Genomic DNA, 20917 nt, shown 5'->3' with positions numbered 1-20917 from the left:
CGCGGACAATCGGTAAAGAAGCACGCGCTCGCGCGTGCTTACGACGCACAACCCATCGGCAAACACGGAGAGTTCAATGCATCGTTTTATCGTCGTCGGCGGAGGTGCGGGCGGGCTGGAACTGGCAACCCGGCTGGGCGATCGCTATGGTCACAAGAGCCGGGGCGCAACGCGGGCGCAGGTCACGCTCGTCGACCGCAATCCGACTCATATCTGGAAGCCGTTGTTGCACGAAGTGGCGGCCGGCAGCATGGACCCGTTCACGCAGGAGCTCGAATACGCGGCACAAGCCCGCTGGCATGGTTTCGAGTTTCAGCAGGGTGAACTCACGGGTCTCGACCGCGCGAACAGGCGCCTCACGCTCGCTCCCGTAGTGGACGACGACGGCGCCGAACTGCTGCCCGTGCGCGTGCTCGAGTACGACACGCTGGTCATTGCGATCGGCAGTACGACGGCATTCTTCGGCGTGAAAGGCGCGCCGGAATTTTCCCTTGCACTCGACACAGTCAGCCAGGCCGAGCGTTTTCGCAAGCGCCTGATCGCGGCTTGCATGCGGGCTGAGCATCAGGCGCACGAGCCGGTAGAGTCAGGGCCGGGCACGTCGCCTTCTTCCGAGCCGCGCATTCAGGTCGCGATTGTCGGCGGCGGCGCGACGGGCGTGGAGCTGTCAGCGGAACTGCGCAATACGGCGCAGGTGTTGTCCGCGTATGGATTGCATAAGCTCGATCCGCGGCATGACGTGGGCATTGTGCTGATCGAAGCGGGACCGCGCATTCTGCCGGCTTTGCAGGAGCGCGTCTCGACGGCCACCGCAGAGCTGCTCGGCAAGCTCGGCGTGAAGCTGATGACGGGCGAGACAGTGGCGGAAGTCGCGCCCGGCATCATTCGCACGGCGAGCGGCAAGACCGTGCGCGCCGACCTGACGGTGTGGGCGGCGGGCATCAGGGCGCCGGCCATTCTCGGCCAACTGGACGGCCTGCCGGTCAACCGGCTCGGCCAGCTCAACGTGCGCCGCACGCTGCAAACGGAAATTGACGACAACGTGTTCGCGCTCGGCGATTGCGCCGCTTGCCCCTGGCCGGGCAACGAGAAGAACGTGCCGCCGCGCGCGCAGGCGGCCCATCAACAGGCCACTTTTCTGCTGAAGGCGCTCGCGGCGCGGCTCGACAACCGGCCGCTGCCGGAATTCACGTATCGCGACTTCGGCTCGCTCGTGTCGCTCGGGCACTTTAGCGCGGTGGGCAATCTGATGGGCGGGGTGATCGGCGGCAACATGCTGATCGAGGGTCTCTTCGCACGTTTCATGTATATGTCGCTGTATCGGCTGCATATTGCGGCGCTGCACGGCTATGCGCGGATGGTGCTGGACACCTTCGCGCACTGGCTGCGGCGCACCACGTTGCCGCGCGTCAAGCTGCACTGACGGCGCCGCACCTGCCTGCGCAGCCCGCTTCTGCAACAGGACGCGCACGAGGCGTATCCTGTTGCCTCCACCGTTCATGAGGAGCGCCCGCATGTTGAATCCCGATGTCGACAGCCTGGTCCCGCACGTTCCCTTCAATCGACGCACCTTCATCAAGGCCGCGCTCGGCACCGGCTTTGCGGCTGCCGTGTTGCCGGTGTCGGCGCAAACCATCCATACGGATACCGAGGGACTCGAAGCCGGCGAGATTGCGGTGCGCTCGGGCGGCACGCTGGTGCCCGCGTACCGCGCACAGCCTATGGGCAAGACGCATTTGCCGGTGATCATCGTGATTCATGAGGCGTTCGGCGTGCACGAGCATATCGCCGACGTTTGCCGGCGCTTTGCCAAGCTCGGCTATCTCGCGATCGCGCCGGATCTGTTCGTTCGCGAGGGCGACCCGATGGCGCTTCCCACCATCCAGCAGATCAGCCAGCAGATTCTCAACAAGGTGCCGGACGAGCAGGCGCTGGCCGACCTCGATGCGACCGTGGCGTGGGCCGGCGAGCACGGGGGCGATCTGAAGCGTCTGGGCGTGACGGGTTTCTGCTGGGGCGGCCGCATGGCCTGGCTGTATGCCGAACACGAGCCCCGGCTGAAAGCAGCGGTTGCATGGTATGGGCGTGTGGTCGGCGAGCGCACGCCCACCAATCCGGCCAATCCGCTCGACCGCGTGGCCGATCTTCGCGCGCCGGTGCTAGGCCTGTACGGCTTGCAGGACCAGAGCATTCCGCAGGACTCGCTCGAACAGATGAAGCAGGCAATCGCGCAAGGTCCGCAGGTCGCACGCGGCTCGCAATTCGTCGTGTACGACGATGCGGGCCATGCGTTTTTCGCGGACTACCGGCCGAGCTACAAGAAGGCGGATGCCGAGGACGGTTGGCGTCGCACGCTCGCCTGGTTCAAGCAGCATGGAGTGGCTTGACGCTTCACCGCGAGTTGCCGAAATGCGCCGCGGTGGCCGCATGGAAAAGGCCGTTGCCGCTTGCTGGCGGCAACGGCCTTGCGCTTTTTGGCAATGCCGGGCGTTGGACTAGGGGTTCGGTCCGGTCGCGACGGGCCGCTTCGGATCGGAACTCCACTCGCTCCATGAGCCCGCGTAAAGCGCCGCGCCGTGCAGGCCGGCTACTTCCATTGCCAGTGCATTGACGCACGCTGTCACGCCGGAGCCGCATTGCAGAACGACATGTTCGGGCGGGGTGTCGCCCAGCAGCGCATGAAATTCCTCGCGCAGCGTGTGGGCCGGCTTGAAGCGGCCTTCGGTGGTGAGGTTGTCCTTGAAGAAGCGATTCAGTGCGCCCGGAATATGGCCGCCCACGCGGTCCAGCGTCTCGTTTTCGCCGCGATAGCGGTCGGCCGCGCGCGCGTCGACCACCACGCGTTCCTTCGAGCCGAGATTGCGTTCCACCATCTGCGCGTCCACGGTAACGGAAAGCGGCGCGCCCGCTTTGAAGTCGCCGGTGTTTTGCGGGGGCACGTCCTGCGTGAGCGGCTGATGCGCGGCTTCCCACGCCTGCAGTCCGCCGTCGAGCAGCGCGACGGCATCATGGCCGAGCCAGCGCAGCAGCCACCATGCACGCGCGGCGTACATGCCGCCTTGCGCGTCGTAGGCGACAACCTGCTGGCCTTGCTTCAGCCCGCGCGATTCGAGCGTTTCGACAAGCCGCGCACGATCCGGCAACGGATGGCGCCCGTTCGTACCGTTCTTCGGCCCCGACAGATCGCGGTCCAGATGCAGATAATGCGCGCCCGGCAGATGTCCGGCGAGATACGCCTTTTCGCCGGCTTCCGGGTCGGCCAGATCGAAGCGGCAGTCGATCACGAACACGCTGCCCGGCGCATCGGCTAGCCGTTCCGCGAGGTTGGTCGCGGAGATCAAAGTGGTGTAGTGAGTGTGGGGCATGACGTCTCCTCGATGCAGGCATTGGCGGCTTTCGTTGCCGGCGGCCTTATGACGCGGCAGGATGGCCGGGCTACCTCGTTAGTCTAAACAAAAATGCCGTTCAGTCGTTTAACTGAACGGCATTCGGCCGAAGCGCGTCTTTCCATGTCGGCGCCGGTGTTCGACGCCGGGCAGCGGAGGTCGGCCCGAGACCTGTGGGTCAGATGGTGCCGAGCTCGCGCCGCAGGAACTCATGGAAGTGCTGCATACCGTCTTCCATGGGGCTCTGGTACGGGCCCACCTGCGATTCGCCGCGTTCCATCAGCGCGCGGCGGCCGGCGTCCATGCGCTCTGCAATTTCGTCGTCTTCGCGAGCCGTTTCCATGTAGGCGGCACGCTCCGCTTCGACGAACTCGCGTTCAAACAGCGCGATTTCCTCAGGGTAATAGAACTCGACGACGTTGGTGGTTTTCTGCGGACCGCGCGGAATCAGCCATGACACGACCAGCACGTGCGGATACCACTCGATCATGATGCCCGGGTAGTACACCATCCAGATAGCGCCGAACTCGGGCGGATTGCCGCCGCGAAAACGCAGCACTTCGTCGTGCCATTTACGGTACGTGGGGCTGCCCGGCTGTTCGAGGTCTTTGTGCACGCCGACCGTTTGTACGCTGTACCACTCGCCGAACTCCCACGTGAGGTCGTCGCAATTGACGAAGCTGCCAAGGCCCGGATGGAACGGCGCGACGTGGTAGTCCTCCAGATAGACCTCGATGAAGGTCTTCCAGTTGTAGTTGCACTCGTGCACCTCGACATGATCGAACATGAAGCCCGAGAAGTCGAAGTGTTGCCTGGTGCCGAGGTTGGCCAGATCGCGCGCGACGTTGCGGCCCTGCGCCTCGAACAGCAGCCCCTGCCAGTTCTGCAGTGCGGTGGCGCCGAGGTTCAGGCAAGGGTTGTCCGCAAAATGCGGAGCGCCGAGCAATTCACCTTTGAGGTCGTATGTCCAGCGGTGCAGCGGACACACGATGTTCTCCGTGTGGCCGCGGCCGTTCAGCATGATGGCCTGACGATGGCGGCACACGTTGGACAGCAGTTCGACTTGCGATTGCTGGTTACGCACGAGTACCCGCCCCTCGCGTTCGCTGGGCAAGGCAAAATAATTCCCCACTTCCGGCACCATGAGATCGTGCCCGACGTAGCGAGGACCTTTCTTGAAAAGGGTTTCGATTTCGCGCGTTAGAAGCGCATCGTCAAAGTAAGCCGTGACTGGCAGTTGGCTGTGAACGGAGCGCAACTGCAATGCATTGCTCAGATTGGACATTCCCACTCCCGATGAAGACGTGAAAGCAGTGAACAACCCAACCATCGAAGATTCGATTTAGGGAGCCCGAGATTATACCTGTTTCCCCCTCCTTGGGACAGTTAAGTCACTGATTTGGGTCAAAATTGTCGGGAAAGTTCGGTCTTTTCGGCACAGACCGATCAATTTTTTTCTGCGAGACTGACAGGGCGCCCGCATAGGGCAGTGGGGTTCGAAGGTGGGTTGACAGATCGGATTTGGCGCTTTTGCCGTAGAATGTCCGACTTGTTTTAATTTTTGCGACTATTCATGGCGAAGACCGCGTCGAACGATACCGCTGCGGCGTCGGCCGAGGGCGTCGACAATACGCCGCTGCCCGAGAACTACGAGGCGGCGCAGGCGGAGCTGGAAGGGCTCGTTGCGCGCATGGAAAGCGGCAACCTGAGCCTCGAGGAGTCGCTCAGCGCCTATCGGCGCGGCGCGGCTCTGGTGGCGTTCTGCCAGCAGCAGCTCGAGAAGGTCGAGCAGCAGGTGCGCGTGCTCGACGGCGAGACGCTCAGGCCATTGCCCGTGAATACAGCAGGAACAGCCGCTACTGAGAGCGGGGACGACCTATGACATTCGAACAATGGACGCGCGGGGTACTCGAGCGCGTCGAAGCGGCACTAGAACACTATCTGCCCGCTCAAAGCACGGAGCCGGCGAAGTTGCACGAGGCCATGCGTTACGCGGTGCTGGGCGGCGGCAAGCGGGTGCGCCCGCTGTTGTGCCACGCGGCAGGCGAACTGACCGGGGCGCGCGCCGAGTGCCTCGACGCGGCTGCGGCAGCGCTGGAAATGATCCACGTCTATTCGCTCGTGCACGACGACATGCCTTGCATGGACGACGACGCACTGCGTCGCGGCAAGCCCACGGTACACGTCAAGTATGACGAAGCCACGGCACTGCTGGTCGGCGACGCGTTGCAATCGCAGGCGTTCGTGTCGTTGACTTCGGATGTTCTCGCGCCCGCGCAGCAGGCCGCGCTGGTTCGCGAGCTGGCGCTCGCGAGCGGGTCGGTCGGCATGTGCGGCGGTCAGGCTATCGACCTGGCGAGCGTCGGTCACACGCTCACGCGCGCGCAGCTCGAAACCATGCACCGCATGAAGACCGGCGCGTTGCTGCGCGCCGCGGTGCGCATGGGCGCGCTGGCGGGCGAGGCGCCCGACGCGAACGCCATGCGTTCGCTCGACGCGTACTCGGCCGCGGTCGGCCTCGCGTTTCAGGTTGTCGACGATATTCTCGACGTCACGACCGACTCCGCGACGCTCGGCAAAACAGCAGGTAAAGATGCGAAGGACGGCAAGCCGACCTACGTGTCGATTATTGGGCTCGACGCATCGCGCGCGCTCGCCGCGCAGTTGCGCAGCGACGCGCACGCCGCACTGGCGCCGTTCGGTGCGCGCGCGCAGCGTCTTGCCGAATTGGCCGACCTGGTGGTGAACCGGGTCAGCTGAACGCGAAAGCCCGCCGCCGCGCACCGTCCCCACAAGGTGCATGTATGAAGTGCGGGCGCGTAAGTTTTCCTACAATGGAACGACGATGTACGACTTGCTGAAAACCATCGACGACCCGGCAGCTCTGCGCCGCCTCGATCGCCGCCAATTGCAACCGCTTGCCGACGAGTTGCGCGCCTTTGTGCTCGACAGCGTGTCGCAGACGGGCGGCCATCTCTCGTCCAACCTCGGCACGGTCGAGTTGACCATTGCTCTGCATTATGTGTTCGACACGCCGCACGACCGCATCGTGTGGGACGTCGGCCATCAGACGTATCCGCACAAAATCCTGACGGGCCGCCGCGACAAGATGCACACGCTGCGCCAGTTGGGCGGCATCTCGGGCTTCCCGAAGCGCGACGAATCCGAGTACGACACGTTCGGCACCGCGCATTCGAGTACGTCGATTTCGGCGGCGCTCGGCATGGCCATCGCGAGCAAGCTGCAGGGCGACAACCGCATGGGCATCGCCGTTATCGGCGACGGCGCAATGACCGCGGGCATGGCGTTCGAAGCAATGAACAACGCGGGCGTTGAAGACGACGTGCCGCTGCTCGTCATCCTGAACGACAACGACATGTCGATCTCGCCGCCGGTCGGCGCGCTTAACCGCCATCTCGCGCGTTTGATGTCGGGCCGCTTCTACGCCGCCGCGCGCGCGGGCGTGGAGCGTGTGCTGCGCGTCGCGCCGCCCATGCTCGATCTGGCGCGCAAGCTGGAAGAGCACGCGAAGGGCATGATCGTGCCGGCTACGCTGTTCGAGGAATTCGGCTTCAACTACATCGGCCCGATAGACGGCCACGATCTGGATTCGCTGATTCCCACGCTGCAAAACATCAAGGAACTGCGCGGCCCGCAGTTCCTGCACGTGGTGACCAAGAAAGGCCAGGGCTACAAGCTCGCCGAGGCCGATCCGGTGCTGTACCACGGGCCGGGCAAGTTCAATCCGGCTGAAGGCATCAAGCCGGCCGTGTCGCCGTCGAAGAAAACCTACACGCAAGTGTTCGGCGAGTGGCTGTGCGACGCCGCCGAACTCGACGCGCGCGTAGTCGGCATTACGCCGGCCATGCGCGAAGGCTCGGGCATGGTGGAGTTCGAGAAGCGCTTTCCGGACCGTTACTTCGACGTCGGCATTGCCGAGCAGCACGCGGTCACGTTTGCCGGCGGCCTTGCCGCCGAGGGCATGAAGCCGGTCGTCGCGATCTACTCGACGTTCCTGCAACGCGCCTACGACCAGTTGATTCACGACGTCGCGCTGCAGAATTTGCCGGTGGTGTTCGCGATCGACCGTGCAGGTCTCGTCGGTGCGGACGGTGCGACGCACGCGGGCGCTTATGACCTCGCGTTCCTGCGCTGCATTCCGAACATGATGGTGATGGCCGCGTCGGACGAAAACGAATGCCGTCAGATGCTGTACACCGCGTTGCAGCAGTCCTGTCCGACGGCGGTGCGCTATCCGCGCGGCGCCGGCACAGGCGTGGCAACAGTCAAGCAAATGGCGGCACTGCCGATCGGCAAAGGCGAAGTGCGTCGCGAGACCTCGCAACCGGCGGGCAAGCGCATTGCAATTCTCGCGTTCGGCACGATGGTCGCGCCGTCGCTTGCTGCTGCTGAGGAGCTGGATGCGACGGTGGCGAACATGCGCTTCGTGAAGCCGCTCGATGCAGACCTCGTGCGCCGACTGGCCGAAACGCACGACGCGATTGTCACCGTCGAAGAAGGCTGCGTGATGGGCGGCGCGGGCTCGGCATGCGTCGAAGCCCTGCTCGAGAGTGGGGTTATGCGGCCCGTACTACAATTGGGCCTCCCTGACCGCTTCATCGATCATGGCGACCCCGCCAAGCTGCTTGCCGCGTGCGGGCTGGACGCCGCGGGCATCGCGAAGTCAATTCGCGAGCGCTTTGTGTCGAGCGGCGCGCTGGGGGGGCAATCGTCGGTCAAGCGCGTCGCCTGAGCAAGTTGCAACCGGGCGCATAACTGCGTTGCTTGAACGGGGTGATGAGGCACGTTACTCCGGCAACCCGGTGAGCGGATCGTATGCGGTGCGCCGGTCTCGCGACGAACCAGGCGGCCGACGGAATGCTTGAACATGAGTCGATGGGCTGATGCTCATTATCGAACGCCGGCAGGGGCCGGCGTTTGCCTTTGCGGATTCTGCTTCGCGCAGCCGCAGAGCACTCCCGAACCTTTTGCTTCCAGAACGCGCAGCGGTGCGATCGTTCATCAGGGCAAGTTTTTCCCGCAGCCAGAATGCCTGCGAAGCGGAACATGGGAGCGCGTCAGCGTCTTCCTGAAAGGACAACAACATGAATCAGATGAATCCCGCCTTTGTGATGCCCGACGTGCAAAGCACGCCCGATACCCGCCAGATTCCGATTCAGCGGGTGGGCGTCAAGGCGGTGCGCCATCCGCTGACGGTACGCACCGCAAGCGGTGAGGTGCAGCCGACGGTCGGCACCTGGAATCTGGATGTCCACCTGCCCGCCGACCAGAAGGGCACGCACATGTCGCGCTTTGTCGCGCTGCTCGAGGAGCACAAGGCGCCGCTCGAAGCCGCAACGTTTCGCACGATGCTCGCCGCTATGCTCGAGAAGCTCGAGGCAGAAGCGGGGCGCATCGAAGTGTCGTTTCCCTACTTCGTGAACAAGACCGCGCCGGTGTCGGGCGTGCAAAGTCTGCTGGACTACGAAGTGACGCTGACCGGCGACACCCGCAACGGCGCGACGCGTCTTTACCTTAAAGTGCTGGTGCCGGTCACGAGCCTCTGCCCGTGTTCGAAGAAAATCTCGCAATATGGCGCGCACAACCAGCGCTCCCATGTGACGATCAATGCCGAACTGGCCGGCGAAGTCTCGGTGGAAGACCTGATTCGCATTGCCGAAGAAGAGGCGTCCTGCGAACTGTGGGGCCTGCTTAAGCGGCCCGACGAGAAATTCGTGACCGAGCGCGCGTATGAAAATCCGAAGTTTGTAGAAGACCTGGTGCGCGATGTCGCGCAGCGTCTGAATGCGGACGAACGCATCGTCGCTTATGTGCTCGAGGCGGAAAACTTCGAGTCGATTCACAACCACAGCGCGTATGCGTTGATCGAGCGCGACAAACGGGTGCTGTGATCCGGCTTCTCGGCTTGCCCTATCTGCAGTAAGTCACAAACGCCCCGAAAAAAACCGCTCTCCAGGAGCGGTTTTTTTGTCGGCCTAACGCGCGTCGCGCAATGCGAGGCTTCAGCGTGCGAGCGACGTCAGATCCCAGCGCGGCTTTACGGTAAACGCGTAATCCTTGCCCGACTGCTCCGGCCAGCGCTTCAAACGTAAAGCACCGGCGAGCGCGATCATCGCGCCGTTGTCCGTGCAAAGCGACAGATCCGGGTAATGCACATAGAAGTTGCGCTTCTGGGCCGCTGCGGAAAGCGCCTCGCGCAACTGCCGGTTTGCGCCCACGCCGCCCGCCACGACGAGGCGGTTGAGCCCGGTACGCTTGAGCGCCGCAAGCGATTTGGTGGCGAGGACTTCCACGGCTGCGTCGACGAAACCCCGCGCGAGGTCTGCTTTCGCCTGCTCGCAGATGTTCGCGCCGCCGAGTTTCTTTGCGTGCGTCAGCACCGCGGTCTTCAGGCCGCTGAAGCTGAAATCCAGGTCGCCGGAGTGCAGCATGGGACGCGGCAGCACCACCGCGCCGGGCGTGCCGAACTCGGCCATGCGCGAGACTTCTGGTCCGCCCGGGTAGCCGAGGCCCAGCAGTTTGGCGGTTTTGTCGAAGGCTTCGCCGGCGGCATCATCAAGCGTTTCGCCGAGCGTTTCGTAGACGCCCACGTCGGTCACGCGCATCAGTTGCGTGTGGCCGCCCGACACGAGCAACGCGACGAACGGAAAGGGCGGCGGCTCGTCGACGAGCAGCGGCGAGAGCAAGTGCCCTTCCAGATGATGAATGCCGATGGTCGGCTTGTCCCACGCCATCGCAAGCGAATTCGCGACGCTCGCGCCCACCAGCAGCGCGCCCGCGAGCCCGGGGCCTTGCGTGTAGGCAATGGCGTCGATATCGCCGCGCGCCGCGCCCGCACGCGCCATTACTTCTTCCAGCAACGGCAGCGCGCGCCGGATATGGTCGCGCGAAGCCAGCTCCGGCACCACGCCGCCATACTCGCGGTGCATCGCGATCTGCGAATGAAGCGCGTGCGCAAGCAGGCCGCGCTCGGTGTCGTAGAGCGCGAGGCCGGTTTCGTCACAGGAGCTTTCGATGCCGAGAACGAGCATGGGAGGTGAGCTTGCCGGGCCTCGCAAAGAAGCCCGAAACGCGAAAAGGTAAGCCTGAAAGTATAGCAGCGCAGGCAAGCCGCCGCAGACGCGCAGGTACAATGCGGCCCCATGGAATCCTTCGATATCGCGGTAATCGGCGCAGGCGCGGCCGGCATGATGTGCGCGGCCGTGGCCGGGCAATTGGGCCGGCACGTGGTGCTGATCGATCACTCGCAGCGTCTTGCCGAAAAGATCCGCATCTCGGGCGGCGGGCGCTGCAACTTCACGAATCTGTATGCGGGTCCGGCGAATTATCTGTCGGCGAATCCGCATTTTTGCCGCTCGGCGCTGGCGCGCTACACGCCGCGCGATTTCATGGCCTTGCTCAGGCGCCATCACGTGACCTGGCACGAGAAGCACAAGGGGCAGCTCTTTTGCAACGAGTCGAGCGACGCCGTCATCAACGTGCTGAAAAGCGAGTGCGACGCGGGGCGCGTCGCCTGGCGCACGCCGCTGTCGGTGGAGCAGGTGAGGCAGGACGCCGAAGGCCGCTTCATGCTCGACACGAATGGCGGGCCAATTACGGCGCGGGCGCTGGTGATAGCGACCGGCGGCCTGTCGATTCCGAAAATTGGCGCCACTGACTTTGCCTTTCGTCTAGCCAAGCAGTTTGGCCACAAGCTGATCGACACGCGCCCGGCACTGGTGCCGCTCACCTTCGCCGCAGCGGACTGGGCGCCGTTTGCGGCGCTCTCGGGGGTGTCGCTGGAAGTGCGGCTCGCGACCGGCAACAAGAAAACCGGCGCGCAATTCGAAGAAGACCTGCTGCTCACGCACCGCGGCCTTTCCGGACCGGGCGTGCTGCAAATTTCGAGCTACTGGCAGCCCGGCGAGCCGATCCACATTAACCTGCTGCCGAACCAGGACGCTGTTGCCGCGCTACTCGAAGCGAAGAGCGGAACCCGCCGGCAGATTGCGAATCTGTTGTCGGAATGGGTGCCGCAGCGGCTCGCCCACGTCTGGCTGGAAACCCACCAGATCCCTGCGGAAGCCCGCGTGGCCGATCTGCCGGACAAGGCGCTGCGGCGCATCGGCGAAGCGCTGTCGCGCTGGACGCTCACGCCCAACGGCACCGAAGGCTATCGCAAGGCCGAAGTGACGCGCGGCGGTGTGGACACGCGCGATCTTTCGTCGACCACGATGATGAGCGCACGCGCCCCCGGCCTGTACTTCATCGGCGAGGCAGTGGACGTGACCGGCTGGCTTGGCGGCTACAATTTCCAGTGGGCCTGGGCGTCGGGCGTGGCGGCCGGCCAGGCGGCCGCCGAGTACGTTCGTGGGGCTTGACGGGCCAGTGGCTTTGTGTAAAAGCTCTGCTATACTCCTGAACCTTTACAAAGTTCCGTTATTGAAAAATGACGACCATCCGCGTAAAAGACAACGAGCCGTTTGAAGTCGCCATGCGCCGGTTCAAGCGCACCATGGAGAAAAACGGCTTGCTGACGGAACTTCGTGCGCGCGAGTTTTACGAAAAGCCTACGGCTGAGCGCAAGCGCAAGAAGGCGGCCGCGGTGAAGCGTCATTTCAAGCGTCTGCGCAGCCAGATGCTGCCAAAAAAGTTCTACTGATTCTGGTGTTGCCGCTGTTCCGGGCAAACGGAGCGGCGACATCCAACGGGCGAAGGCACACAGAACGCGTGCCGCCGTCCTAACAGGTCTTTTCAGACCAGCCGGCAGGGTCGCATCCACTACGCACATTGCGCCAACCCGCTTGAGGAAGCAGTCCCAAGCGGGTGTTCGTGTTCTTGCGTGTACTTATGCGTGTGTCGACGCGGCCGGTTCTCAACTTTCAACGCATTCAGGGTGAGTGATGAGCCTCAAAGACCGGATCAACGACGACATGAAAGCCGCCATGCGGGCACGCGAGACTGAGCGCCTTGGCACGATCCGGCTGCTGCTCGCCGCGATCAAGCAGCGCGAAGTGGACGAGCGAGTGACTCTCGACGACGCCGCGGTGACCGCTGTCGTCGACAAGATGATCAAGCAGCGCAAGGACTCGATCAGCCAGTTCGAAAGCGCAGGCCGCACCGACCTCGCCGACAAGGAAAAGGCCGAGCTGGCCATTCTTGCCGCGTATATGCCCGAGCAGATGACGGACGCGGAAATCGCTGCCGAAGTGCAGGCCGCGGTCGCGCAAACCGGTGCTGCCGGTCCGCAGGACATGGGCAAGGTGATGGGCGTGCTGAAACCGAAGCTCGCCGGCCGTGCGGACATGACGGCGGTTTCCGTTCAGGTCAAGGCAGCGCTGGCAAAGTAACGCGTGTGCTCGGGCCAGCGTGTGCTCCTTGTGTGTGCTCTTTGTGATGGGAGTGCCGCCGCAGGGGGCAGCGCACGGCGCTGTGGCTCGTGCCCCGAGCATCGAGCGTCGTGGAGCCTCGTTGAGGCCGTTGAGCCCACCGAGTCCTATTGAGCGAATTGAGTCTTACCGGCAGCGCCATTCACCGTGATTCCTCCGTCATTCCTGCAGGACCTGCTGAACCGCGTCGATATCGTCGACGTGGTGGGTCGGTATGTGCAGTTGAAAAAGGGCGGCGCGAACTTCATGGGACTGTGCCCGTTCCATAACGAGAAAAGCCCGTCGTTCACGGTGAGCCCCACCAAGCAGTTCTATCACTGCTTCGGCTGCGGCGCGCATGGAACGGCAATCGGTTTCCTGATGGAGTACGTGGGCGCCTCGTTTCCGGAGGCCGTCAACGAGCTCGCGCAGTCCGTCGGCCTGACGGTGCCCAACGAGCCTTCGCCCGGCTATGGCGGCGGGGGCGCGTCGGGCGGCTATTCACCGGCGGCTTCCAAGGCTGTCACCACGGCGCTTTCCGACGTCATGCAGACAGCCTGCGACTACTACCGCAAGCAACTGCGCGGCGCGCCCGCGGCCATCCAGTACCTGAAAAAGCGCGGCTTGACTGGCGAGATCGCGGCGCGTTTCGGGCTCGGCTACGCACCGGACGGCTGGCAAAACCTCGAGGCCGCTTTCCCGAACTATCGCGACGACGCGCTGGTCGAATCCGGACTTGTGATCGTCAGCGAAAAATCGGACGGACAGGGTCAGAACCGCCGCTACGACCGCTTTCGCGAGCGGATCATGTTCCCCATACGCAATGTGAAGGGGCAGGTGATCGGCTTCGGCGGCCGTGTGCTGGACGGCGGCGAGCCAAAGTATTTGAATTCGCCGGAAACGCCGCTATTTAACAAGGGCAGCGAGCTGTACGGCCTTTTCGAGGCGCGCCTCGCGATTCGGGAACAGCATTACGTGCTGGTCGTCGAAGGCTATATGGATGTGGTCGCACTGGCCCAGTTGGGCTTTCAGAACGCTGTCGCCACGCTCGGCACGGCCTGCACGCCGGTGCATGTGCAGAAACTGATGCGCCAGACCGACACGGTCATCTTCAGTTTCGACGGCGACTCAGCAGGCCGGCGCGCGGCGCGCCGCGCGCTGGACGCCTGTTTGCCGCACGCGGCGGACAACCGGACCATCCGCTTCCTGTTCCTGCCCGCGGAGCACGACCCGGACAGCTACGTGCGCGAGTTCGGCACCGCGGCGTTCGCCGAGCAGGTCGAACGGGCCATGCCGCTGTCACAGTTCATGCTGAACGAAGTGCTTGCCGGCAAGGAACTCGACCAGCCGGAAGGCAAGGCGCGCGCGCTCTTCGACGCAAAGCCGCTGTTGCAGGCGCTGCCCGCCAACGCGCTGCGCGCGCAGATCATGCATATGTTCGCCGACCGGCTCGACGTGCCGTTCGACGAGGTAGCCGCGCTCTGCGAGGTCGACTCGCGCATCGCGGCGGCCGCGCGCTCGGCGCCCGCGCGCAAGGACCGGCGCAGCGTGACAGGCATCGAAGAAAAGACGTTGCGCAATCTTGTGATGTATCCGCGCACCGTCGCGGTGCTCGACGAGGAAGCCGAGCAGGCGCTTCTCACTGTGACGCGGCACGGCGAACTGTTCGAGGAAGTGACGACCCACGCGCGCGCGCTCGGGGATTCGGCAGAGTTCCAGTTGCTCTCCGACCTATTGCGAAACGGGGCAAACGCCCCAACTTTCGAGGAAATCTTTCGCAAAATTCTGGACTATGATGAAAATGTCCGGGATTTGTTGCTGAAGGACCCGGAAGATGCGACCGTTATCGAAGAGCGGCGCGAGCAGGAACGAATTGTCGGAGAGGAACTGAAAGCGGCAATTCTTAAGATGCGTTATGACGCTTATTGCGAGCGTCTCGAGCAGCTTTCGCGGCAATCCCGGCACACGCCGGAGGAGTTCGCTGAACTTGCCGAGCTCAACCGGAAGCGGGCTGACATGAAGCGTCAGCTGGGCTTGTAGGCGGAAGGGCGGAAACCTGGGTGGTATAATAAAAGGTTTCCAGCAGTTTGTTTTTCAAGGGTTTTCCTAGCAAAGGCGAAAGGCGATGCGATGGCAAAGACGACAGGTGGAAAGAGCAGAACTGGCCCACGCTCTACGGAGCAGACCGCCAAGGTCACTTCGGCCAAGCTAGTTTCTTCCACCAGAAAAGCGTCTTCTGCCAGCGTTACACCCGCAGCCGGGAGAAAGTCCTCGACCACTTCGGCCGCGCGAGCGGAGTCAACAGGAGTGGCAAAGGCGGTGGCGAAGTCGGCGCAAGCCGTGCCACCTCCGGCTGAGAGGCGGCCGGGTGTCAGAAGCGCAAGGGAAGCGGCTGTCGCGCAGGACGATGCGGCAGTGCGCGAGACTCCAGTATCCACGGTTCAACCGGCTGTTGTCCACCAGCCGCGAGTCGAGACTACAGCCGGTACGGCGAACTCCATGACGAAAAAGCTGAATGAAGTACCCGTCGATGACGACGCAACCCAGAGCGAAGAAACCCCTGTGGCCGCTTCCGGCAAAGTGGAAAAGGCCAGGGCTCGCGACCGTCGCGCCAAGGAAAAGGCGCTGCTGAAAGACGCGTTTTCGTCGTCGCAGCCCGGCACGGTCGAGGAACTCGAAGAGCGCCGCTCGAAACTGCGCGCGCTCATCAAGCTCGGCAAGGAGCGCGGCTTCCTCACGTACGCTGAAATCAACGATCACCTGCCGGACAATTTCACCGAGACCGAGGCGATCGAAGGCATTATCAGCACGTTCAACGACATGGGCGTGGCTGTGTACGAGCAGGCGCCCGACGCGGAAACGCTGCTGCTGAACGACAACGCGCCCGCCGCTTCGTCCGACGACGAAGTGGAAGAGGAAGCCGAAGTCGCGCTGTCCACGGTCGACTCCGAATTCGGTCGCACGACCGACCCGGTGCGCATGTACATGCGTGAAATGGGCACGGTCGAGCTGCTCACGCGCGAAGGCGAAATCGAAATCGCCAAGCGGATCGAAGACGGTCTGAAGCACATGGTGATGGCCATCTCGGCGTGTCCGACCACGATCGCCGACATTCTGGCCATGGCCGAGCGCGTCGCCAACGAGGAAGTCCGCATCGACGAACTGGTCGACGGCCTGATCGACGCCGACGCGGAAGACGCGGACGGCTTCTCGGTGCAGGAGGCGGAAGCCATCGAGAGCGAAGACGAGGAAGAAGAGGAAGAGGAAGAAGGCGACGAGGAAGAAGACGACGGCACGGCGCAGGCCACGGCCAACGCAGCGCAAATGGAAGCGCTCAAGCGTGCGTCGCTCGAGAAGTTCGCCCTCATCAGCGAGTGGTTCGACAAGATGCGCCGCGCGTTCGAGAAGGAAGGCTACAAGTCCAAGTCCTACCTGAAGGCGCAGGAAACCATTCAGAACGAGCTGATGACCATTCGCTTCACCGCGCGTACCGTCGAGCGGCTGTGCGACACGTTGCGCGCGCAGGTCGACGAGGTGCGCCAGGTCGAGCGTCAGATTCTGCATACGGTGGTCGACAAGTGCGGCATGCCGCGTGCGGAATTCATCGCGCGTTTCCCGGGCAGCGAAACCGACCTCGAATGGGCCGACAAGATCGTCAGCGAAGGTCATTCGTATAGCGCGATTCTCACGCGCAACATTCCGGCCATTCGCGAGCAGCAACAGCGTCTGCTGGACTTGCAGGCGCGTGTGGTGCTGCCGCTGAAAGACCTGAAGGAAACCAACCGTCAGATGGCGGCCGGCGAACTGAAGGCGCGGCAGGCCAAGCGCGAAATGACCGAGGCGAACTTGCGTCTTGTGATCTCGATCGCGAAGAAGTACACGAACCGGGGTCTGCAGTTCCTCGACCTGATTCAGGAAGGCAACATTGGCCTGATGAAGGCGGTGGACAAGTTCGAATATCGCCGGGGCTACAAGTTCTCCACGTACGCCACGTGGTGGATTCGCCAGGCCATTACACGTTCGATCGCGGACCAGGCGCGCACGATCCGTATTCCGGTTCACATGATCGAGACGATCAACAAGATGAACCGCATCTCGCGTCAGATTCTGCAGGAAACCGGACTCGAGCCGGATCCGGCAACGCTGGCCGAGAAGATGGAAATGCCGGAAGACAAGATCCGCAAGATCATGAAAATCGCGAAAGAGCCGATTTCCATGGAAACGCCGATCGGCGACGACGACGATTCGCATCTCGGCGACTTCATCGAAGACACGAATACGGTCGCGCCGGCGGACGCCGCGCTGCACGCGAGCATGCGCGATGTCGTGAAGGACGTGCTGGATTCGCTGACGCCGCGTGAGGCGAAGGTCTTGCGCATGCGCTTCGGTATCGAGATGAGCACCGATCACACACTCGAGGAAGTCGGCAAGCAGTTCGACGTGACGCGCGAGCGGATCCGTCAGATCGAGGCGAAGGCGTTGCGCAAGCTGCGTCACCCGAGCCGTTCGGACAAGCTGAAGTCTTTCCTTGAAGGCAACTGATCGGCGCGTTTCCCGTTGCGGTTCGCAGCGCTGCGAGAGCTAGCGTCTGCCAGTAGCCGATCCAAAGGGGCCTCCCGGTCGTTTCACCCCCAGTGAAGCGATTGCGGAGGCCCCTTTTTCGTGTAGTATGGCGGCCAATCGGCGGACAGGCGCGGACTGCAAAGGTCCTTTCGTTGTTCGTCGTCGATACGGTAGAATTTCGAGTTCTCGGGGCCTCTAGCTCATGCTTGGTTAGAGCAGCGGACTTAGCAAAGACTCACCTAAACCTTGCGGTTCGGCATGGTGAGTCGTGAATGGGTTGCCTTGGGGTAAGTTAGCTCTGCCCCCTGGTAGAACTGCTCAAATTCGGGGAAACCTCTGCTGTTCTTGCAGCGTGGCAATCCCGAGCGAAGCTCTCTTTGAGAGAACGTGTAGAGACTGAACGGGCAGGTCGTAAAGACAAGAGACAGTCCAGACCACAAACCCGAAAGGGGCGGCGAAAGCCGTAGCTGGTTAGCATAATCCGTTGGTGCCGTGTTCGACTCACGGGAGGCCCACCAAACATCCCAGCGCCGCTCTTTGCAGAGCGGCTGCGCATTCCTCAGGCGTTAAGCTAGTTGTCCGCCCGGACACTTCCTCGCCCTCAGTGCCCGCAACTCCGCAGGCACGGCTTCCGCTCCACGCACAGTACGGCACCTTTTCTTCAAGAAGAAAGGGTGCCGTTGTCCGTGCCCGGCTCAGGCAGATCCGGCTCTATTTGGCACGTGTCCCAGCGACAGCAGGTCATGCCGACAGAAATGGATTATTGCGCACTTTGAAAACGCACCGTGGCTCGCTGCGTCGGGCCAACCACCGGCCCGCAAAGGCACGCCAGCAGCGGCGCAGGCGTTTGGTCGCCACCGACTACCTCCCCATCATTTCAGAAACTGAAAAGAAGTCTTCCGGTCTCGGCTGTTTTTAGGGGAACGCTGAATCGCTATTCTTCGGCCATCGATCAACCGATCGCCAGCCACAATGAATAGGAGTAGCACCATGAAACGCATTCTCTCTGTCCTGATCGCTTCCGTCGCCCTGTTCGCCGCCGCTTCGGGCGCCGCCCACGCCGCAGCGCCTTCGGAGTGCAATGGGCCGGCGTCGTACTGCAACGTGTTCTTCGGCAACTAACTGGCCATCGTTGCCGTTAGCCAGCCAGCAAGGGCGCCCACAGCGGCGCCCTTGCCACATCTGGACGATATTTTTGCGTCAAACCAGGTGGGCGGCAGCCGCAGACAAAATCCCGGCTGCCTCCAATCGGGACAGCCCGGCGGCAGGCTTGATTGACAAGGCAAAAGTACAACTTATCCACAAGGTTATTCAGTAATTCTGTGGATAATTTTGCGGTGACGAGATTTATCCACCGCGTCGGGTGGGAACCGCGGTGCGATCGACTTCTGCGCGAAGGGATGCGCCTGGGTAAGCACCGGAGCCGCGCTTTTGCTTATGATGGGCAGTTCGTACCCTTCGCGCCTAGAGCGCCTAACACCGAGGAAGCGAATCATGGCCCTACATATCGCAGTCGTCGTCGGCAGCCTGCGCCGCGAGTCGTTCAACCGTCAATTGGCCCAAGCCGTCATATCGCTCGCGCCGCCTGATCTCACGTTCGAGTTCATCGATATCGGCTCATTGCCCCTCTACAGCCAGGAGTACGACGCCGATTTCCCTGAGCCGGCGAGACAACTGAAACAGCGCGTGGAAGCCGCCGACGGTCTGCTGTTCGTCACGCCCGAATACAACCGCTCGATACCTGGCGTGCTGAAGAACGCGCTCGACTGGGGCTCGCGTCCGTGGGGCGCGAATTCGTGGGGCAACAAGCCGGGCGCGGTGATCGGCACCTCGGTCGGTGCGACGGGCTCGGCGCTCGCGCAGCAGCATCTGCGCAATGTGCTGGCCTATCTGGACGTCGCGACGCTAGGCCAGCCCGAGGTATTCATCAAGCACGATCCGGCGGTCATCAACGAGAAGGGCGAAATTCTCAACGACGGCACGCGCAAGTTCCTGCAAGGTTTCGTCGACCGCTACGTCGCGTGGGTCAAGCGGCATACCGCGGCCTGAAGGTTGGCCGGCAGCTCGGTAGCGCGGTGGCTAACCGTTGCCCGCAGCGGCGGTCGCCACCCGACCGGTGTGTTGAATACGGCGGCGCGGCGCGAAGTGTCGCGGCGCGCCGCCGCTCTGCTTGGCTGTTCCAGCTTCTACACGTGATGATGTCCCGTCACGCGTTCCCAGCCGTGGCGCACGGCGAGCTTGAAGCGCTCCCACGTGCTGCTGTCCGCCGCCGTCGATTCCCAATGACGCCGCGCCTCCGGTTCAACGTCGTCCCACGCCCTGTCGCGGTAGCGCACGTCCTGGCCGATCTCGGCACCGTAGCGGTAAGCCGGCACATAGTCCTCGTAGCGCGAGTCGTCAGCCGAATACTGCTCGTCGTAATGCGTGCGGAAGTCTTCCTCGTACTCGAGATATTCGTTCGGAATCTGCCCGCTCAAGCCGGACGTAGGCTGCGCGGCGCTAGAGACCACTTCCGACGGCTGCATGACCGCGCCCGATCCCGGCACCGAACCTGCGGCAATGGCGCTGCGCCCGGCGTCGTCGGCTAGTGGGTCGGGCATGGGTTCGTTCAGCGGATCGGTGGCCGGACGCTCGCTGATGGGCGGCGGCACGAACGGTTCGGCGTCGGTGCTGCGCGGGGGCGCCGTGTACAGCGGGTCAGCCGCAGCGGCCGCGTGCGTGGCCGCGCCGGAGCCGGGAGCGGCAGGCGGGCTGACGCCGCTGGCAGGCGCTGACGGCGTCCCGCTTGTCATTGCCGCCGCGCTGGTGCCGGCGGACGTAGAAGTACTCGCACCCGTACTCGCACCCGTTCCCATTGGCGTCCCAGCCGCCCCCGGAGGCGACGTCCAGGTCGCGGTGCCTGGCCCGCCGGTACCCATGGTCGCGCCCATTCCCGTTCCCGCCGACGTCGTCGTGTCGCGGCCTTCAGCGCCGGTGAATCCGCTCTCTGCGCTGCGCGGCGCGGCTGTGGTGACGGTGCCGATTCCGAGCTCGTCCAGCAACGAATGCTCGCGCGCGCTTTCGCTGGCCGTGTGCGTGTTCCAATCGGCCGGGCGTTCGCCGATGTCCGTTGCGCCAAGCCGCGTCAGCGTGTTGCGCGCGAGTTCTGCGTGCGATTCGCTGGCGGCGTCTATCACCACGAGCACCGCGCCGCGGCGCACCGCTTCCGTATAACGGGCGGTCTCCGGCGCGCGCGGGCCACTAGCAAACAAACTTGCGAGAAAGCGTTCGATGTTGGCAAGCACGCCGGAACCGGCCACTTCTTCAGTCGCCGAGCCGACCGACGGCTCCGCGTTCGCCTGCAAATCGATGGTGTCGCGAGCGAAACCGGTTTGCACGAGGGTCTCGCGCGCGGATTCGGCATCTACATAAGTGTTGAATAGACCAATCACGGTATGTCGCATGGCTGTCTCCCTTTGGGGTAGGACAGCGCGTGGCGCGCCGTCCTCATTCCCAAGGAACGCCGCAACCTTCATGCCGGACAGGCGGCGCGCGCGGCGCCCGCCGCCGTGGGCTTGCGCTAAAAAGCGCCGGCCCGGCGCGTATGACGGCCCGGAGGTC

Annotated in this window: 17 protein-coding genes; 13 read left to right on the top strand and 4 right to left on the bottom strand. The window is 63.4% G+C overall.

The window, feature by feature from the left end; genetic code table 11:
• Positions 1 to 76: 76 nt before the first annotated feature.
• Both JNB89_RS21180 and JNB89_RS21175 read left to right on the top strand, forming a co-directional pair.
• A complete protein-coding gene (locus JNB89_RS21180; protein WP_013342011.1) occupies positions 77 to 1423 on the top strand; it encodes an NAD(P)/FAD-dependent oxidoreductase in 1347 nt (448 codons plus the stop codon).
• Between the two features lie 91 nt (positions 1424 to 1514).
• Entirely contained in the window at positions 1515 to 2387 is an 873-nt protein-coding gene (locus tag JNB89_RS21175; protein ID WP_220363499.1) for a dienelactone hydrolase family protein, read from the top strand.
• A 108-nt stretch (positions 2388 to 2495) separates the two neighbouring features.
• On the opposite strand, the gene JNB89_RS21170 is transcribed toward JNB89_RS21175, so the two are convergent.
• The gene (locus JNB89_RS21170; RefSeq protein ID WP_220363498.1) at positions 2496 to 3365 is read right to left on the bottom strand and encodes a sulfurtransferase; all 870 of its coding nucleotides are present in this window, start codon (positions 3363 to 3365) and stop codon (positions 2496 to 2498) included.
• Positions 3366 to 3564: 199 nt separating this feature from the next.
• Positions 3565 to 4671, bottom strand: a complete 1107-nt coding sequence (locus tag JNB89_RS21165) for an aromatic ring-hydroxylating oxygenase subunit alpha (RefSeq protein WP_013342008.1) — start codon at positions 4669 to 4671, stop codon at positions 3565 to 3567.
• A 288-nt stretch (positions 4672 to 4959) separates the two neighbouring features.
• Between JNB89_RS21165 and JNB89_RS21160 the strand changes: the two genes are divergently transcribed.
• The 4 genes from JNB89_RS21160 (at position 4960) to folE2 (ending at position 9298) form a co-directional block, all read left to right on the top strand.
• Positions 4960 to 5268, top strand: a complete 309-nt coding sequence (locus tag JNB89_RS21160) for an exodeoxyribonuclease VII small subunit (RefSeq protein WP_013342007.1) — start codon at positions 4960 to 4962, stop codon at positions 5266 to 5268.
• On the top strand, positions 5265 to 6146 hold the full coding sequence (locus tag JNB89_RS21155; RefSeq protein ID WP_220363497.1) for a polyprenyl synthetase family protein: 882 nt from the start codon (positions 5265 to 5267) through the stop codon (positions 6144 to 6146). The genes JNB89_RS21160 and JNB89_RS21155 overlap by 4 nt, the downstream gene beginning before the upstream one ends.
• 85 nt (positions 6147 to 6231) lie before the next feature.
• Positions 6232 to 8139 (top strand): 1-deoxy-D-xylulose-5-phosphate synthase, encoded by a 1908-nt coding sequence (dxs, locus tag JNB89_RS21150; protein ID WP_013342005.1) that lies wholly within the window; start codon positions 6232 to 6234, stop codon positions 8137 to 8139.
• Between the two features lie 352 nt (positions 8140 to 8491).
• The gene (folE2, locus tag JNB89_RS21145) at positions 8492 to 9298 is read left to right on the top strand and encodes a GTP cyclohydrolase FolE2 (protein ID WP_220363496.1); all 807 of its coding nucleotides are present in this window, start codon (positions 8492 to 8494) and stop codon (positions 9296 to 9298) included.
• 111 nt (positions 9299 to 9409) lie between these two features.
• Here folE2 and tsaD read toward each other — a convergent pair whose 3' ends face one another.
• Complete coding sequence (gene tsaD, locus JNB89_RS21140; RefSeq protein WP_013342003.1) at positions 9410 to 10438, bottom strand: tRNA (adenosine(37)-N6)-threonylcarbamoyltransferase complex transferase subunit TsaD; 1029 nt, start codon at positions 10436 to 10438, stop codon at positions 9410 to 9412.
• A gap of 111 nt (positions 10439 to 10549) precedes the next feature.
• On the opposite strand from tsaD, the gene JNB89_RS21135 reads away from it, so the two are divergent.
• From JNB89_RS21135 to JNB89_RS21110, 7 genes are all read left to right on the top strand, one after another.
• On the top strand, positions 10550 to 11767 hold the full coding sequence (locus tag JNB89_RS21135) for an NAD(P)/FAD-dependent oxidoreductase (RefSeq protein WP_220363495.1): 1218 nt from the start codon (positions 10550 to 10552) through the stop codon (positions 11765 to 11767).
• 68 nt (positions 11768 to 11835) lie between these two features.
• The gene (gene rpsU, locus JNB89_RS21130) at positions 11836 to 12048 is read left to right on the top strand and encodes a 30S ribosomal protein S21 (RefSeq protein ID WP_013342001.1); all 213 of its coding nucleotides are present in this window, start codon (positions 11836 to 11838) and stop codon (positions 12046 to 12048) included.
• 241 nt (positions 12049 to 12289) lie between these two features.
• A complete protein-coding gene (locus JNB89_RS21125; protein WP_220363494.1) occupies positions 12290 to 12736 on the top strand; it encodes a GatB/YqeY domain-containing protein in 447 nt (148 codons plus the stop codon).
• A 186-nt stretch (positions 12737 to 12922) separates the two neighbouring features.
• Positions 12923 to 14794: a DNA primase gene (dnaG, locus tag JNB89_RS21120; RefSeq protein WP_220363493.1), complete on the top strand. Its 1872-nt coding sequence runs from the start codon at positions 12923 to 12925 to the stop codon at positions 14792 to 14794.
• 90 nt (positions 14795 to 14884) lie between these two features.
• Complete coding sequence (gene rpoD / locus JNB89_RS21115) at positions 14885 to 17296, top strand: RNA polymerase sigma factor RpoD (RefSeq protein WP_013341998.1); 2412 nt, start codon at positions 14885 to 14887, stop codon at positions 17294 to 17296.
• Between the two features lie 1011 nt (positions 17297 to 18307).
• On the top strand, positions 18308 to 18439 hold the full coding sequence (locus JNB89_RS31250; RefSeq protein WP_262928132.1) for a hypothetical protein: 132 nt from the start codon (positions 18308 to 18310) through the stop codon (positions 18437 to 18439).
• Between the two features lie 372 nt (positions 18440 to 18811).
• Positions 18812 to 19366, top strand: a complete 555-nt coding sequence (locus tag JNB89_RS21110; protein ID WP_135895251.1) for an NADPH-dependent FMN reductase — start codon at positions 18812 to 18814, stop codon at positions 19364 to 19366.
• A 137-nt stretch (positions 19367 to 19503) separates the two neighbouring features.
• On the opposite strand, the gene JNB89_RS21105 is transcribed toward JNB89_RS21110, so the two are convergent.
• Positions 19504 to 20760: a hypothetical protein gene (locus JNB89_RS21105; protein ID WP_220363492.1), complete on the bottom strand. Its 1257-nt coding sequence runs from the start codon at positions 20758 to 20760 to the stop codon at positions 19504 to 19506.
• Between the last annotated feature and the right edge of the window lie 157 nt (positions 20761 to 20917).

The organism is Paraburkholderia phenoliruptrix, from assembly GCF_019511605.1.
In the GTDB taxonomy this organism is placed as follows: Bacteria; Pseudomonadota; Gammaproteobacteria; order Burkholderiales; family Burkholderiaceae; genus Paraburkholderia; species Paraburkholderia phenoliruptrix_A.
Note: the sequence above shows the minus strand (reverse complement) of the source record. Positions and strands in the feature narration are given on the sequence as shown.